Annotated in this window: 11 protein-coding genes; 3 read left to right on the forward strand and 8 right to left on the reverse strand. The window is 46.2% G+C overall.

The window, feature by feature from the left end; all coding sequences use genetic code 11:
- Positions 1-32 precede the first annotated feature (32 nt).
- A complete protein-coding gene (locus WC647_00630; protein MFA6220796.1) occupies positions 33-1571 on the reverse strand; it encodes an AMP-binding protein in 1539 nt (512 codons plus the stop codon).
- 436 nt (positions 1572-2007) lie between these two features.
- Here WC647_00630 and WC647_00635 point away from each other — a divergent pair, with 436 nt between their 5' ends.
- Positions 2008-2586, forward strand: a complete 579-nt coding sequence (locus tag WC647_00635) for a molybdopterin-dependent oxidoreductase (GenBank protein MFA6220797.1) — start codon at positions 2008-2010, stop codon at positions 2584-2586.
- A 47-nt stretch (positions 2587-2633) separates the two neighbouring features.
- Here WC647_00635 and WC647_00640 read toward each other — a convergent pair whose 3' ends face one another.
- The 5 genes from WC647_00640 to WC647_00660 form a co-directional block, all read right to left on the reverse strand.
- Positions 2634-3233 carry a pyridoxamine 5'-phosphate oxidase family protein gene (locus tag WC647_00640; GenBank protein ID MFA6220798.1) on the reverse strand — a complete coding sequence of 200 codons (600 nt, stop codon included), beginning with the start codon at positions 3231-3233 and terminating at the stop codon, positions 2634-2636.
- 71 nt (positions 3234-3304) lie between these two features.
- Positions 3305-4702 carry an MFS transporter gene (locus WC647_00645; protein ID MFA6220799.1) on the reverse strand — a complete coding sequence of 466 codons (1398 nt, stop codon included), beginning with the start codon at positions 4700-4702 and terminating at the stop codon, positions 3305-3307.
- Positions 4703-4964: 262 nt separating this feature from the next.
- Positions 4965-5873, reverse strand: a complete 909-nt coding sequence (locus WC647_00650) for a nitroreductase family protein (GenBank protein ID MFA6220800.1) — start codon at positions 5871-5873, stop codon at positions 4965-4967.
- Between the two features lie 72 nt (positions 5874-5945).
- On the reverse strand, positions 5946-6545 hold the full coding sequence (locus WC647_00655) for a GNAT family N-acetyltransferase (GenBank protein ID MFA6220801.1): 600 nt from the start codon (positions 6543-6545) through the stop codon (positions 5946-5948).
- A gap of 415 nt (positions 6546-6960) precedes the next feature.
- A complete protein-coding gene (locus WC647_00660) occupies positions 6961-8160 on the reverse strand; it encodes an acetamidase/formamidase family protein (GenBank protein MFA6220802.1) in 1200 nt (399 codons plus the stop codon).
- 759 nt (positions 8161-8919) lie between these two features.
- On the opposite strand from WC647_00660, the gene WC647_00665 reads away from it, so the two are divergent.
- Positions 8920-10167 carry an HD domain-containing phosphohydrolase gene (locus tag WC647_00665; GenBank protein MFA6220803.1) on the forward strand — a complete coding sequence of 416 codons (1248 nt, stop codon included), beginning with the start codon at positions 8920-8922 and terminating at the stop codon, positions 10165-10167.
- A 54-nt stretch (positions 10168-10221) separates the two neighbouring features.
- Here the strand turns inward: WC647_00665 and WC647_00670 are convergent, their stop codons facing one another.
- Entirely contained in the window at positions 10222-12969 is a 2748-nt protein-coding gene (locus WC647_00670; GenBank protein MFA6220804.1) for a PAS domain S-box protein, read from the reverse strand.
- Positions 12970-13318: 349 nt separating this feature from the next.
- On the reverse strand, positions 13319-13795 hold the full coding sequence (locus WC647_00675) for a TIGR03067 domain-containing protein (protein MFA6220805.1): 477 nt from the start codon (positions 13793-13795) through the stop codon (positions 13319-13321).
- 87 nt (positions 13796-13882) lie between these two features.
- Here WC647_00675 and WC647_00680 point away from each other — a divergent pair, with 87 nt between their 5' ends.
- The gene (locus tag WC647_00680; GenBank protein ID MFA6220806.1) at positions 13883-14068 is read left to right on the forward strand and encodes a hypothetical protein; all 186 of its coding nucleotides are present in this window, start codon (positions 13883-13885) and stop codon (positions 14066-14068) included.
- Positions 14069-14258 lie beyond the last annotated feature (190 nt).

Genomic DNA, 14258 nt, shown 5'->3' on the forward strand with positions numbered 1-14258 from the left:
AATCCTCCTTCAATTCATCTAATATAATTCTCTCATTTATGGTTATCTTGAGAGTATTTCTCTATAAGCGCATTCTTTTGAATCTTACCCATGGCGTTCCTGGGTAAGGCGTCTATCCGAAACACTATTTTGGGGCACTTATATCCTGCAATCCGCTCTTTGCAGAACGGGATGAGATCTTCGGTGGAGTTCTGAGTCTCATCTTTCATAACCACGAATGCAGCTACCTTTTCTCCAAAATCCTCATCTGGCAACCCCACCACCGCTGCTTCCTTGACTGAGTTATGGCTTTCCAGAACGTTCTCGATTTCTTTTGGATAGATATTATATCCGCCGGAAATGATGAGTTCCTTTGATCTCCCAACAATATAGAGCCGCCCGCTATCCATTGGATCCTGAATACCAAGGTCTCCAGTCCTGAACCACATGTCCTCAAAAGATTCCGCTGTTTTTTCAGGCATCTGCCAGTAACCTCTGAAAACGTTGTCTCCCCGTATCCAGACTTCCCCTACATCCCCTGGGACAACGTCGTCATGACACTCGGTAACCACCCGGACCTCCACTCCAGGGAGTGGATAGCCCACGCTCTTTGCTTTTCTAGCTGCGGGTTCGATAGGGTTGGACGCAATCATTTGGGCCTCTGTCATACCGTAACGCTCCAGGATGCGGAAGCCCGTGGCTTGTTCAAAACGGTTGAAGAGAGTTTCCATCAATGGGGCCGAGCCTGAAATGAAAACTCTTATCGAACTCAAATCAGCCTTTGGCTCCATCATTTGCCACTGGTCAAGGAGACGGCTATAAATTGTGGGCACACCCATGAGGATAGTGCATTTTTCCTTTTCGATGGTTTTCCACGTTTTGATGGGATCAAATCTTTCGTGCATAATGATGGTTGCGCCGGCGTACAGGCCGCCATGAAGCGCCACAAACAGGCCGTGTACATGAAATAGCGGCAGGACATGCAAGAGGACGTCGCTGTCGGACCAGTTCCAGACCTGGTGAAGAGCCTTCATATTCGAAACAAGATTTCTGTGGCTCAGCACGGCTCCCTTTGACTTGCCGGTGGTACCGGAAGTGTATAGGATCATCGCTAAGTCATCTCCGGTGGTCGGGTAGACTCTCTCGAAGTTTGGGTCCGTCTTGTCTAACTCCGTTGTGAGCCTCATACTTAGAGATTCATCGGCAGGTTCCACCAGAACCGTGACTACCTGGTTCAACTCATCAAGAACTTCCCTAGACCTCGTAAAGCGTTCTGTATCGGTGAAAAATAGATGACTACCGGAGTCTGATAGAAAGTAATTGATCTCTTCAGACTTGTAATCGGAATTGAGCGGTAGGACTACGCCACCTATGGACATAACCGCCAGTTCCAGGAAAATAAATTCCATCCGTTTGGGTAGTTGAATTGCGACACGATCTCCGCTTCTAACCCCAAGTCGCACAAGCAAACCTGAGTATCGCCGGACCTGACTGTCCAGCTCGTTGTATGTATAGCTCTTGTCCTCAAAGATTATGGCGGGCTTATCGCCATACCGGCGGGCGGTCTGGGAAATTGTCCGAGCGAGATTCATGGTCTAGGGCCTCTGTCTCTAACGAAAATAGTCATCGGCTGATAGCCATTGACCTTATTTTTTAGCGTTTTGAACAAATTAGATACCGGGTATTGTTACCCTGGATTCCATATAACTTGCTCCGGGATTATTTACAGATATTGTCTTGAAAAACTTAACGGTTATATAAGTATATAAACTGCTCTTGGAAAGTAAATAGAGATGAGCGTAGGACATGCCCAGACTATGAGAGGGGACCACACACACCCATACGTTAGATCCGGGTAGGTTCAATAATTTTGGGGATTGTATGATGTTTCGGTTCAAGTTGGACAAGTTTTGGTTAGGTAGTCCCTATTCAAGGAGCGCAATTTTGAGAAACAGAAGAGATTTTTTAAAATTAGTCAGTGAATGGTTTTGTGGGTTGAGCCTTGCATCTAATCTACCAGGTGTTTTCATGCAAGAAACCAATGCTCAAAGTAACCAGGAAATGATTCCCGAAAGCGTTGATTCTTCTGACCTGAAAAACCGGAACCCCAAAGATGTAGCTACGGACAATCTGAAAATAACCCCTCTCAATAATTTCGGAACGATGGGTATGGATGACTACCGCCCAGAGATAAAAGATTGGAGATTCCTCGTGGACGGACATGTGGAAAAAGCCCTTAGGCTTACCTACGAGGAGTTGTTGTCTCTCGATTCGATAGAGAGGCCTGCTCTATTGATTTGTCCGGGCTTTTTCGCCAACTATGGGCTCTGGAAAGGTGTCTCTGTGAAAACTCTGTTTAAATTGGCCTCACCTAAACATGGGGTAACTCATGTAACCTTTCGAGGACCTGAAGGACCTTATGAGAAAGTAACTCGTGCGCCGATTAATGATGCGCTGACGGATAAAGTCTTTGTAGCTTATCAGGTAAACGGCGAGAAACTCCCTCAAAAACACGGGTTCCCTCTCCGGCTGGTCGCAGAAGGCTATTACGGTTACGACTGGGTAAAATATGTATACAAGATGACGGTCGATTCTATCGAAACTTAGCAGGATCTCTACTTACGGGGCCACTCTCCACAGTGTTTGTGGCGCCCTCACAGTTCTGCCGGATTGAATCCCATTGAGACTATGGTTTCCAAATCATGCGCTTGGTTCCTACTCTTGAGATATTGAGCCAGTCTGATTCGAATTTCGGAACTCTTGTATTGCCATAAATCACTCTTGGCTGAGATGGATGTAGGTTTGATCTCCACAACTATGCAAGCGGCGTATCCGTTCATTTCTTCGCTTTCAAACTCATGACCGGAATGACGTTCGTGTTTGCCGATAAGAGCGTTTAGGGATTCGACCTTGAGGGGACCATCCTCGACAACGCTTGCTTTCCCCCGTATGATCACTGAATGGTAGAATTGGTGAACCTGGCAAATCCTACGGTCAGGATCAAAACCCGAGTCGATGTACGCTAGTGGAATGTCCACCTCAAAACAGACATTTGGGTTTCGAGAGAGGTTGTCGAGCTTTTCTCCTTTCGGAGCCGAATGAAAATAAATGTTTCCCTTGTGATATACAAAATTTACCGGCGTAATGTACGGATATCCGTCTGCCCCCTCAGTGGCGATACGTCCGATCGTGGTTGCGCCTAGGATACGTTCTATTTCTTTACAATCAGTTATTTCACATTGTTTACGTCTCATCTGAGTTGGCTCCACATTTTTCTTCTTAATGATGAGCTATATCAATAACATCTCATTGGAGCGCCTGTCCCTCATCCTCCAGCGCCATCCCTTAATTTTCCTCTTGCCAGAGAAGCAAATATCCCTAAAACACACAGCGCTGCGCATACCGTAAAGACTGCGTCAACGCTCTTCAAGAAGGCCGGATACAATTTAGGGGTTATTGGAACCCGGCCCATGGTCAGCGAAAAAGCCAGGGTAGCAATCCCCATGCTAAACATCTGTCCCAGCATACGCATGGAGCCTACCACGCCCGACGCAATACCATATGACTTTCTCTCCACAGAACTCAAAATTGCGTTCATGTTGGGCGATGAGAAAAGGCCAAAGCCAAATCCGACTATCAATAGATCTGAAACGATATAAAAAAGACTGGTTTCAAAGTCTAACAACGTTAACCCCAACAGACCAAAAGCAGTTACCCCCATACCCACTGACGCAATTTTTTGAGGCTCGATTCTATCCGAGAGCTTTCCCGCAATTGGTGAACATGCGGCCATTGTCAGAGGTTGCGCAATGAGCACGAGTCCGGCCATGCTCGGGTCAAATCCCTTAATGTATTGCAAATAGAGACTCAAAATAAACGTTATGGCAAATGTAGCGCTGTAATTTATTAGAGCGGCGAGGCTTGAGAATGCAAACGCTCTGTTCATTGTGAACATCGTAATGTCGAGAACAGGGAATTTGGTCCTCAGTTCCCACAAAATGAACAGGGCCAGAACGATGCACCCCAAGCACAAGATGCTCACGCTCGTAACAGAAGGCGTCTCTGAAAGCCCGATCATGATTGCTGTGATCGATACCCCATACAAAAGAGAACCTAACAGGTCCAGCTTTTCACCTTTAGCATCGGCCCATTCTGATTTCAATCTGGTCACAGCCAAATAAGTCGTTAGTACGCCCATTGGGACCATTAATGCAAATACACTTCTCCACCCATACATGTGGGTTAAGACTCCCCCGAGAAATGGACCTACGGATAAACCGATATAAACAGCCGCCACTATGATCCCAATGGCTTTGCCCCTTTCGGCAGCCGGAAACACTGACGTCGCAATGGCAATACCTGTGGCGAACATCATGGCGCTGCCCATCCCCTGCAAAATTCTGCACAGAATAAGCATAGGAGCGTTTACGGCCAGGGCGGAGAGAAGTGAGGAGACTGTGAACACCAGGATACCAATGATGTAAATCTTCCTGCGCCCTAAAATGTCGCTTGCCTTCCCAAAGGGAACCAGAAAAACCGCTGCCGACAAGATATATGACGTTGCAAGCCAGGCAAGCAGGACGGCGTCGATATGGAATTCTTTTTGAATGGCTGGAAATGCCACATTCACTGATGACACCATCAGAGGCGTCAGCAGAGAGCTTGAAATAGCGACAAAAAGAACGGCTCGTTTTGAAGTTTGGTCAGTCGTGGGAATTTTCACGTATTCTATTCACTAACCCCGCCAGGTCGGTAAACGGGTTCAAGCCATAAAATCCATTGCGGGACAAATTCTATGTAAGTCTAACATATTTTTGTTACCAGATTCATTATGCGATTGAACAGCGTTTTACCAGCCATTGGTCTGTAGATTCATAACAGCCCCCTGGAATATATTGGCCCTGAACGCTGAATAGTATTCGGCGATACCACATTGCCCGCTATCCTCGCCCCAACAAGAATAGCAAACACTCAGGATCCAGTGACTATGGTTCCAAATACCTGACAACAGCCTTTTTCCTACCAGCCATAAGTTGGTAGGTTTCAGCCGGGTAGCCCAAGGCTATCACCGTGTACACCTTCTCGTCAGTTGGCATGCCAATTACCTTCTGGAGCCTGGGATCCCTCTTCATGGGCTCGACGGCCATACCGATCAGGCAGCTTCCCAGGCCCATGCTGTGAGCGGCCAAAAGTATGTTCTGAGACGCCAGCAATGCGTCTTCTTTCGGCAAAGTAGCCTGCGGCCTACTTCCGACAACAATAGCAGCGGAAGCCCCGTGAAACAGGCGGTCGACGCCAGATCGGTCAAATTCGTCCAGCCCTTCTCTTACACTGTCGTAATATTCCCTGTAGTAAGAGTCTAGCTCTGGCTTCCCAATCAACTTCAGGAATTTTCGTAACACACGGTTCTTTGCCATAGAGTTTAATTTCAAGTAGAAGCTTCGAACTCCATTTCCGAGCGCCATGATTTCTTCCCGAGTCGGCAATATCGTAAAAGTCCACAGTTGGCAATTCGTGCCTGAAGGCGCTGTACATCCTATTTTTACAAGATCTTCCAGGATAGACCGGTCGACAGGTCTGGACAGGAAATTGCGACAAGAGCGTCTGGAGGCCATTAGTCGAACAAGTTGCGCAGTGTCGAAATCTCCATGAGGGAGCCAGTTCTTATCTGGCTGGAAATTGACGAATTGCGACATGGTATCGTCAATAGCGCTGACGGTAACGGCCCCCACCGGGCAAACAGCCTGACAGTGCCCACAGTTTAACGATCGATCGCCGGTTACTTGAGCCTTGCCGTTGCGCATTGAAAGGGTTCTGGCAGGGCACACTTGGACACACAGTCCACAGCCAATACACAAATCATGATCAATTGTTGTCGTGACTTTTTCCATCATTTCCTTTCTCGCGGATAATGACTTTACTCAGCCGCTTAATTCGGCACTCTCCCTTAAATGCTTCTGATCAGCTTAGTTCCTTTCGCTAGACTGAGATATTGGTTTCCGTATTAGTCTCCAAATGGGTGGACAAGCGTAAATGGGAATGATTTCCTCCATCACCCGGAATCCATGTTTGTCATAAAAATCAAGACTTTTCGGATTGGAACACTCCAGGTAAACAGCGACGTTTTCTTCGTCCGCTTTCTGAAGAATCGGTTTTAGCAGCTCGCCGCCCAGTCCTTTGCCCTGGTGATCTGGATGCGCCCCCAAAACCAGGATGTACCAATGAGGCTGCTGTGGATGTATCTTCTCTAACTGATGATATACACGTATCCATCGTTTCATTTCACGGAGCGGACTAAGACGTATTGATTTCAGTATCAGTTTGCTCAGCGCAACCATGGCATTAAAAAAGGAGGGTGGATAATCTTCTGGTGAAGTAACGCCGATCACCGCGGCGTACCTGTTATTGGCTATCTCTATGCTCATTATTTTCGATGATAAACCCAGCAGAAATTCCAATCCTGCGGAAAGCTGCCTAGCTCGGGATTCCTCATTAGGCCAAAAGAATTCAACAAGGGGGTCGTGATAAAATGACTCAATTAAAGTCTCGATACGTGGATCAGCCATCTGTCTGTCACTCGGCGCCAACGGAATTCACTTCGTCCCTGGTTACAGTCAACACACAATATGTGTTCGACGTCAATTACATTATGTCAGGTAATCCCTGAACTTTGTTTCCCGGAGCTTGCACAAAATTCGCGACACACCCAAAGCGTGAAACTCTGTGGGGAAGCTCCCATGGAACTAAAGTCCTATTTTGACCTCAGTTTTCCGGGAGACGGTTACTCTTTCAATCCTGCTCAATCAAGCGGTTTGGGGTTAATTTTTATGGAGTTAGGTAAGGAGTCGCCACGCCCTTGAGGGACGTGGCGCAAAGCGAGACTTCAATGGCCACTAATGGATGTGTGAAAAGGAGCCATTAAGCCTTAGCCATCGGGAAAGCTTCGGTTTCACAGGTCTCCCTATCTGTAAGCCCCCCAGCCTATAGCAGCAAGGTTGTCTTTTTTGCGTACTGATCACCGACAAAGTAATTTTTCGGAATCATTGCATGGATGCCTTTCGCCAGGTCAACGACCTGCGTGACACGGAGGTCAACCGCCATACTACAGAAGGCGTAGCCATCAAGCTCATTCATTCCGTAACGTTTGTTGAGGAACTTTATAGCATTACGCACGGCCATTTTGGTGGACTCAAGCATGTCGGTGTGGAATCCCATTGCAATCCAGTGAGTAGGGGTAGACGCAAAAGGCTCTTGGACCAATCCTTTTAGATCCTTACGAACGGTCATACGAAGCTTCATACTCTTGAATGCGCCTTCGAGGGCGTTGAGATTCACCTCTCCATCTCCTTGAGCATAATGAGCGTCACCGGTTTTCAAGCCTGCTCCATGGACATGGACAGGCAAATAAAGCACGCTACCTGCTACAAGTTCCTTGTTGTCCATGTTTCCACCATGTTTCCCCGGAGGAACATTGCTCCACATACCTTTCTCCGGAAGTTCCACACCGATTGTGCCGGGAAAAGGTCGAACAGGTATCTCAATGCCTGGCAGGAACTCAAATTTCATATTCTTTTGGTCCACCTCGTACCATGTGAGCCGTCCTTTTGGGAAATCATCAGGAAGAAGCCCCAGTTTTACAAACGAGGTTTCCGGATTCAGATTGAAGCCGTAATTTCCGGGGATAATTTCGAGAATCTCAATCTGAAGCATGTCGCCCGGTTCAGCGCCATTCACAAAGATCGGACCTGTAAGAGTATGGTGCCCCGCTCCTTTCTTAGCTGCTTGAACTCCAGTTTTACCATCTGGATAAAAACTGGCGTCTGGAGTTTTAGCCATCACTTCCTTATACCAACCCATCCAGTCTTCAATCTCCGCTCCCGGAATCATTTTGCCTTTCAAATGTGTATTTGTCTCGATTTCCACAATCTCTCCCGAATTCATGGTAAGGGCAGGTTTTATGGAATTATCCCAATACCCTTCTGTGGACGTCATGTCATTGCACCCGAGAATGTGATACTTTCCGGTAGCGTCCATGCGCTTTATGTTCATAGCCCCAGCGTTCTTGACAGCGAGCTGATTCATGATCAGCGTTCCTGCAAAAGCAGCCCCATATTTGAGAACCGTGCGTCGGTCGAGACCATCTTTTGTATCTCGACATTCGTCAGTATCAGGCGATTTCATATATTCCTCCAATGCATTAGCCTATGACCGCAAAGCAGTCAGTCTGTAATGGGGCTACTGCAGGGTAAATCGGTCCGTATCCCCAGCGCCGGAACTATTTGAGATTTCCCAATCGATGTGTGTGTCCGGAATATGAGCCACCATTCATGGCCGAACAGGTATCAATAAACGTGCCAACTATGAATTATTGTCCAATGGCCAGTAATTACAGCCGTTATTTGCTGAAGTTGACAAGATCGTCCCCTCGAAATACCTACATTCATGTATGATATCGAATCAGGTCATACAGGCGGGTACCTCAAGCGACGCATAGTATGGTCTATTTGCGTGACATAGCGTTGTTTGGAATCGGTATTGTAATGAGATCATACAGCCCTATTGAGATACGATTTTCAGGCTGAATCCTGGATCATGACTCCCGAGTCAGGGTATTTCGCAAGATGGGTTTGCAACTCACGGTACTGATCATCAGGAAGAAGACTCAGAACCGATTTTGTAAAGATCGGGGTTTCGACAAGTTCTAAGACCTGGCCGTATCGTCAAGCGCAAAAGTCGAGCATCTAATATAAAGATACCGCCATCCCGGATTTTTAACAGTTAAACACTGCATCTTCTCATTTTTTGTTTATGTACTATGTTATCGGGTACAACTTGCAAATAGAATGATCTTACATTTCGCTTATAGCCTTTTGAGTTGATCAATGGTTCCATGTGGATTCAGTCAGGAAACAAATGTGAAAATAGTTGGAGGAGGTTAAGATGTATCACAATGTCACTACAAATCTTCTTAATTTGGTGCTTTCTCTGTCCGATGCTTTGGACTTGGCTAGCCCAAGTCTATTTCAACGTCAGATTCGGTCAGCCTTTGTGGCCTGGGAACTAGGGCAAGCAGCTAACCTACCTCCGGAACCCTTGAAGAATCTCTTTATTGCGGCCCTGTTTCATGACCTAGGGGCACTGTCACCCGACGAAAAGGTCTCTCTTTATAAGGGAGAGGCTGCAAATCTAGATGAACATTGCCTCCGTGGAGAACGGCTCCTTCAAACGGTCCCAATTTTCGAACCTTGCGCTAAAATAGTACGATGTCACCATAGGCATTGGAGAGACTGGAGCGAGCCAATAGAAAATGAACTAGTATTGCAGTCACAGATTCTCTTTCTAGCTGGTACGCTCGAACGATTTATCAATCGAGACCAGTACATCTTATATCAAAGCAATGAACTAACCTCTATGATGTCATCCCTATCAGACAATCAAATTCATCCCCTGGTGGTTGATTTGCTGAAATACGTTGGACAGAGAGAGGATTTTTGGCTTGACATAACATCACCAAGGTTATACTCGCTCCTCCTGCACCGCGCTCCATGTCGAGGAATTGAGGTGGAACTTGATCAATTGATTATTATATCCCAATTTGTGCGGAATTTAATTGATTTCAGGTCAAAATTCACCGTGACACATTCGGCTGGGGTGTCTGCCGCAGCTTCCATGATCGCGAGTTTATTTGGTCTGACAGAGCTTGAAACAGAATCGATGACGGTCGCCGGCAATTTACACGATTTGGGAAAGATGGCCATTCCTAACAGCATTTTGGAAAAAGACACCAAACTCACGGACGAAGAATTCGCATTGATGCGCCAACATACCTATTTGACTTACATGGTATTGAGTAGCATAGGTGGAATACGGCAAATCACTGAATGGGCTGCGCTTCATCATGAGAGATTAGATGGCTCAGGATATCCTTTTCACCTTTCATCGAAAAAACTTGGTATAGGATCTCGGATCGTTTCAATCGCCGATATCTTCACGGCATTGGCTGAGGACCGTCCTTACAGACAAGCCATGAACAAGAATGACGCCATGTCTATTTTGAAAGATCTTGGCAATAGGCGCCTTTTGGACATCAACATAATTGAGGTGCTAGACGCCAATTATGAGCAAATTCATTGGCTAATGAGTGAGGCCCAGGAAAAGGCAATGAATACGTATCTTCAAATCTATTAATTGGTCGTTGTTGACTATATCCAGGAGGTTTAGTTGGACTTGGAAATTGATCAATCAATCCTCATCCAAAATTTTGCGAACCTCACTTAAAAGTTGCTTCACACTAAAAGGTTTTTGTAAAAACGCCTTCTCTCCCACTGTCAACGTAGAGTGAGCCTGTTTATCCGCGGGAAAACCACTGACCAATAGCATCTTCGCTTTGGGGTTGACCCCTAGAATTTCCGTCAGAAATTGCTTGCCACCCATTTCCGGCATTATTAGGTCCAGAATCACCAGGGAGATTCTCGCTATTTCTCTTTGATATATCTCCAAGGCCTCTTTTCCATTAGTTGCAGTGAGGACTTCGTAGCCAACGCTACTTAGAATTTCGGTACTCCAATCTCTTACAGAGGTGTCGTCATCAATAAGGAGAATTGTCTCGGACCCGCCCCGAATGAGCGTCTCTTCGACTTTGGTTTGGGGTTCCCTTTCGCCTGAGATTGCAGGAAAAAAGATTCTAAAGGTAGTCCCATGTTCAGGTTCACTGTAACAAATTATGTAACCTGTATGGAGCTTAACGATTCCGTAAACCGTAGCAAGCCCCAAACCAGTCCCCTTTCCCTCTTCCTTGGTAGTAAAGAATGGTTCAAAAATGTGAAGTTGCGTTTCCTGATCCATACCATAACCAGTGTCTGAAACGGTGAGGGATACGTAGCGCCCAGGTTTGGCTCCAAGATGTCTCCGGCAGAAATCCTGGTCCAACTGATCGTTTGCAGTTATGACAGACAATGTCCCACCATCCGGCATTGCGTCTCTGGCGTTCACCCCAAGATTCATTATAATTTGCCCAATCTGGGACGGATCAGCTCTAATTAATTCCAAGTCAGCGCCTAGGTGTAGGTCAATTTTGATATTTCTGGGTATAGTTCGAGATAGAAGGCCCTCGATTTCAATTACCTGTTGGTTCAAGTTCACAGGACGGAGATTGGGCTCAATTTTTCTACTGAAGGTCAGCAAGCGCTGGATAAGGTCTACTCCGCGTTTGCCAGCTTCATGTATATGGAGTAATTGGGTATAGTCAGTTTCATCTCCCTTTTTTCTCTGGAGCATGAGGTCGGAATATCCCAATACTACCTGTAGGAGATTGTTGAAATCGTGGGCAATGCCCCCGGTAAGGGTTCCAATCGCTTCCATTTTTTGTGCCCAGAAAAGCTGCTTTCGAAGTTCGATTTCTAGAGTTTTGTCTCGTCCTATGGAAACAAAATTTACTGGTTTGCCTAAAGAATCCCGAACGGGTGATATTACACAGTCTTCCTGATAAAGCGTTCCATCTTTTCTCCTGTTTACGAATTCACCTCTCCATACGTCTCCACGTGCAATGACATCCCTAAGATCCTTGTAGAATTTCTGGTCATGGGTACCACTACTCAAGAACCCAGGTGTTCTCCCGATTGCTTCGTCTCGTGTGTACCCTGTTATGCTCTCGAAGGCAGGGTTTACGTATTCTATATTTCCGTCAGTATCAGTCACAATTATGCTTTCAGCCGATTGTTCTACAGCGGCGGCCAGCCGCCTTTGTGCGTTCTCGGATTGCCTTTGCTTCGTAATATCTCTTACCCAAACTTGCAGTCCAGGCATACCTTTCACTGTCACTTCACGAGCGCTGATTTCTGCGTGGAACGATGTTCCGTCTTTTCGCACCAACCTGGCCTCGTATCTAGTAGGAACTTGTTCTTTTCTCATCCTTGCCAACGACCGTCTGGGAATAATTTCTCGGTCGTCTCGATGATAAACCGCCCAGTGGTCCATACCTACCAACTCATCTTTCGAATAACCAAGCATCTCATAAAGCCGCGAATTGGCGAATGCGATCTTCGGCCCTTTTTGAAGAAATACTCCATCAAAACTGTTTTCTACCAGAGACTGATAGAGTTCCTCGCTATTCTTAAGCTCATATTCCATTCGTATTTGCTCGGTAATATCAGTAAGGAAAACCACGCTTGCCGGTTCACCACCCCATGAAATTAGTCTTGAATCGATATCAAAACTTCTTTCCGTTCCATCTTTTACAATCAACCTCAATGAATAACGGCTCTCGAATTCCTCGCCTTTGAGTCTCCGGTAATGGCGCTGAAGCACCAGATCCCTGTCATCTGGATGTATGAACTCAGTGAAAGGCCTATCAAGCAATTCGGCCACTTCAAAACCAACCATTTCACGTGCCCTTGGGTTAACAAAGCGAATCTTTCCATCCTGGGCAACGAGAATCCCCTCATTTGCTCCATCCACAACAGCACGATATTTTTGCTCTGAATCTCTTAGCCCATCTTCCGCTCGCTTGCGATCGGTGATGTCATGGACTATGGAAAACAATAATGTTCGCCCTTGAATGTCTATGGGTGATGAATGCACTTCTACTGTTCGAGTTTCTCCACTGGCTAGTCTATGCGGAAAGACAAAATGGTTTCGCTCTTCCAGTTTGGCGCGACGCCTTTCGTCCAGAATCTCGTCTGGAGGCAGACAATTAATGTCCTGGATTCCCATTTTTCTGAGGGCGTCACGGGAATATCCATAGTATTTAGCTGCTGCTGCGTTGGCATCGATAATAGCCCCTGAGTTGGGTTCGATCAACAGCATGACGGCTTGATGTCGTTCAAATAGAGAGCGGGAGCACAGCTCATTCTCACGTAACTCATGTTCCGTCTGGTTGCGTTCCGGAATGTCCAGTTGAATAGTGCTGGAAGCTTTATATTCAGCCACCTCAAGCCGCATTTCATTCAATTCGTCAATTAGCTGTTTCTTGGTTTTGTATTGGTCTTGCATGGGAGATTCCTCCTGACTGAAAGTTATGCATGTGAGGGTTCGGCGGGACCTTGAGGGCACTGTTCTTCAGTATCAACTGACTGGTAGAAGGAATGAAACTGTCAAATTATTTTGCTAATTAGTATATCAGGAAGCCCAAGACTAACAATAGTTTTTCTCATATATGGCGGTTAGCGTTCGTTCAGGCGTGGCTCTCGTCTGTACATTCAGCGAAGAGTGTCGGATCAATCGATTGAGAAAAGTCGTGAAACAGGGAATAATTGAAGAGGTAAGTTGTAATAAAAAAGCCCTAGCGAAGAACGCTAAGGCGGGTACGAAAAATATCTTTCACGATGGGACAATTCTCCACCTATGGCTTCAGCCGTTTCCATATGTGTAGAAGGTACCCGGACCCCACTTTGGTAGCGAACTCTTTGGGTGTTGTAGCTCCGGTAGGGTCGAAGGCAAATTTGAACTGGTCATTACCGTCGAACTCGTAAATCGCTCTTATTGTCTTACCCGCGCTTGGCCCGTTCTTGCGGATCAGGGTAAATTCTTTTGGGTTTTTCGTGGGGTCTATTTTTACGATATCAAATAAAATCGTTTCCTTACTCTGGTGGGGAGACGTGAGCTGACCCTGGTTCCCTTGATAGATTATTTTGTTCTTACTAACGTCCTCATCTGCAATCTTCTTTCCATCCATTTCTCCAGAAATCAAAACCCACGTTCCTTGAAATTTGTTGAGTTCCGTGTCGACATTTTCTGCAAAGACCGCAGAGACAAATGGAGACACAACGGAGCAAAAAACCAGGAGTCCAACGGCAAGCAATTTAGTGTTCGTGCGCATTATCCATCTCCCTTTCGAAATTAGTAGATAAAAGATGTCAATGTTTAGCTAGAAGTCAATTACATCACCATAGAAATTAACACTATCATGACAAAGAGACCATTGCCTCCATTGGAACACAACACCATTTTTGAGGATTTGGTTGACAGGCTCAAACAACAGCCCCAGAATGGACTTTACGTATTTCAGGATTCTCTGGATCAGGAGGCTCAGAAACACGATGGGCGACAAATTACCAAGCTGTCCCAGGCCCACGAAGGACCAAAAAGCTAAAAGAGTCAAAATGGCGATAACAGTGGACGAATCACTATATAATATGCTCCAGGAGCTTTACCAGGAGGGATATTCGGTATCCCATGTTATCGATAGCGCCATTTGGGTCCACTTAGGGCGTCCGAAGCTGTCGTTTGAGGTTAGTCCTTCCAGCAAAAGCAAAAAGGTTAAAGAGGCGCCTCTATTCGAT

Source organism: Desulfomonilaceae bacterium (assembly GCA_041662605.1).
Taxonomy (GTDB): Bacteria; Desulfobacterota; Desulfomonilia; order Desulfomonilales; family Desulfomonilaceae; genus CAJBEZ01.

Coding starts and splice junctions, on each gene's coding strand:
- WC647_00630 (MFA6220796.1), bottom strand. CDS start 1,571: ATGAATCTCGCTCGGACAATTTCCCAGACCGCCCGCCGGTATGGCGAT.
- WC647_00640 (MFA6220798.1), bottom strand. CDS start 3,233: ATGAGACGTAAACAATGTGAAATAACTGATTGTAAAGAAATAGAACGT.
- WC647_00670 (MFA6220804.1), bottom strand. CDS start 12,969: ATGCAAGACCAATACAAAACCAAGAAACAGCTAATTGACGAATTGAAT.
- WC647_00680 (MFA6220806.1), top strand. CDS start 13,883: ATGACAAAGAGACCATTGCCTCCATTGGAACACAACACCATTTTTGAG.
- WC647_00635 (MFA6220797.1), top strand. CDS start 2,008: ATGCAAGAAACCAATGCTCAAAGTAACCAGGAAATGATTCCCGAAAGC.
- WC647_00675 (MFA6220805.1), bottom strand. CDS start 13,795: ATGCGCACGAACACTAAATTGCTTGCCGTTGGACTCCTGGTTTTTTGC.
- WC647_00665 (MFA6220803.1), top strand. CDS start 8,920: ATGTATCACAATGTCACTACAAATCTTCTTAATTTGGTGCTTTCTCTG.
- WC647_00655 (MFA6220801.1), bottom strand. CDS start 6,545: ATGGCTGATCCACGTATCGAGACTTTAATTGAGTCATTTTATCACGAC.
- WC647_00660 (MFA6220802.1), bottom strand. CDS start 8,160: ATGAAATCGCCTGATACTGACGAATGTCGAGATACAAAAGATGGTCTC.
- WC647_00650 (MFA6220800.1), bottom strand. CDS start 5,873: ATGATGGAAAAAGTCACGACAACAATTGATCATGATTTGTGTATTGGC.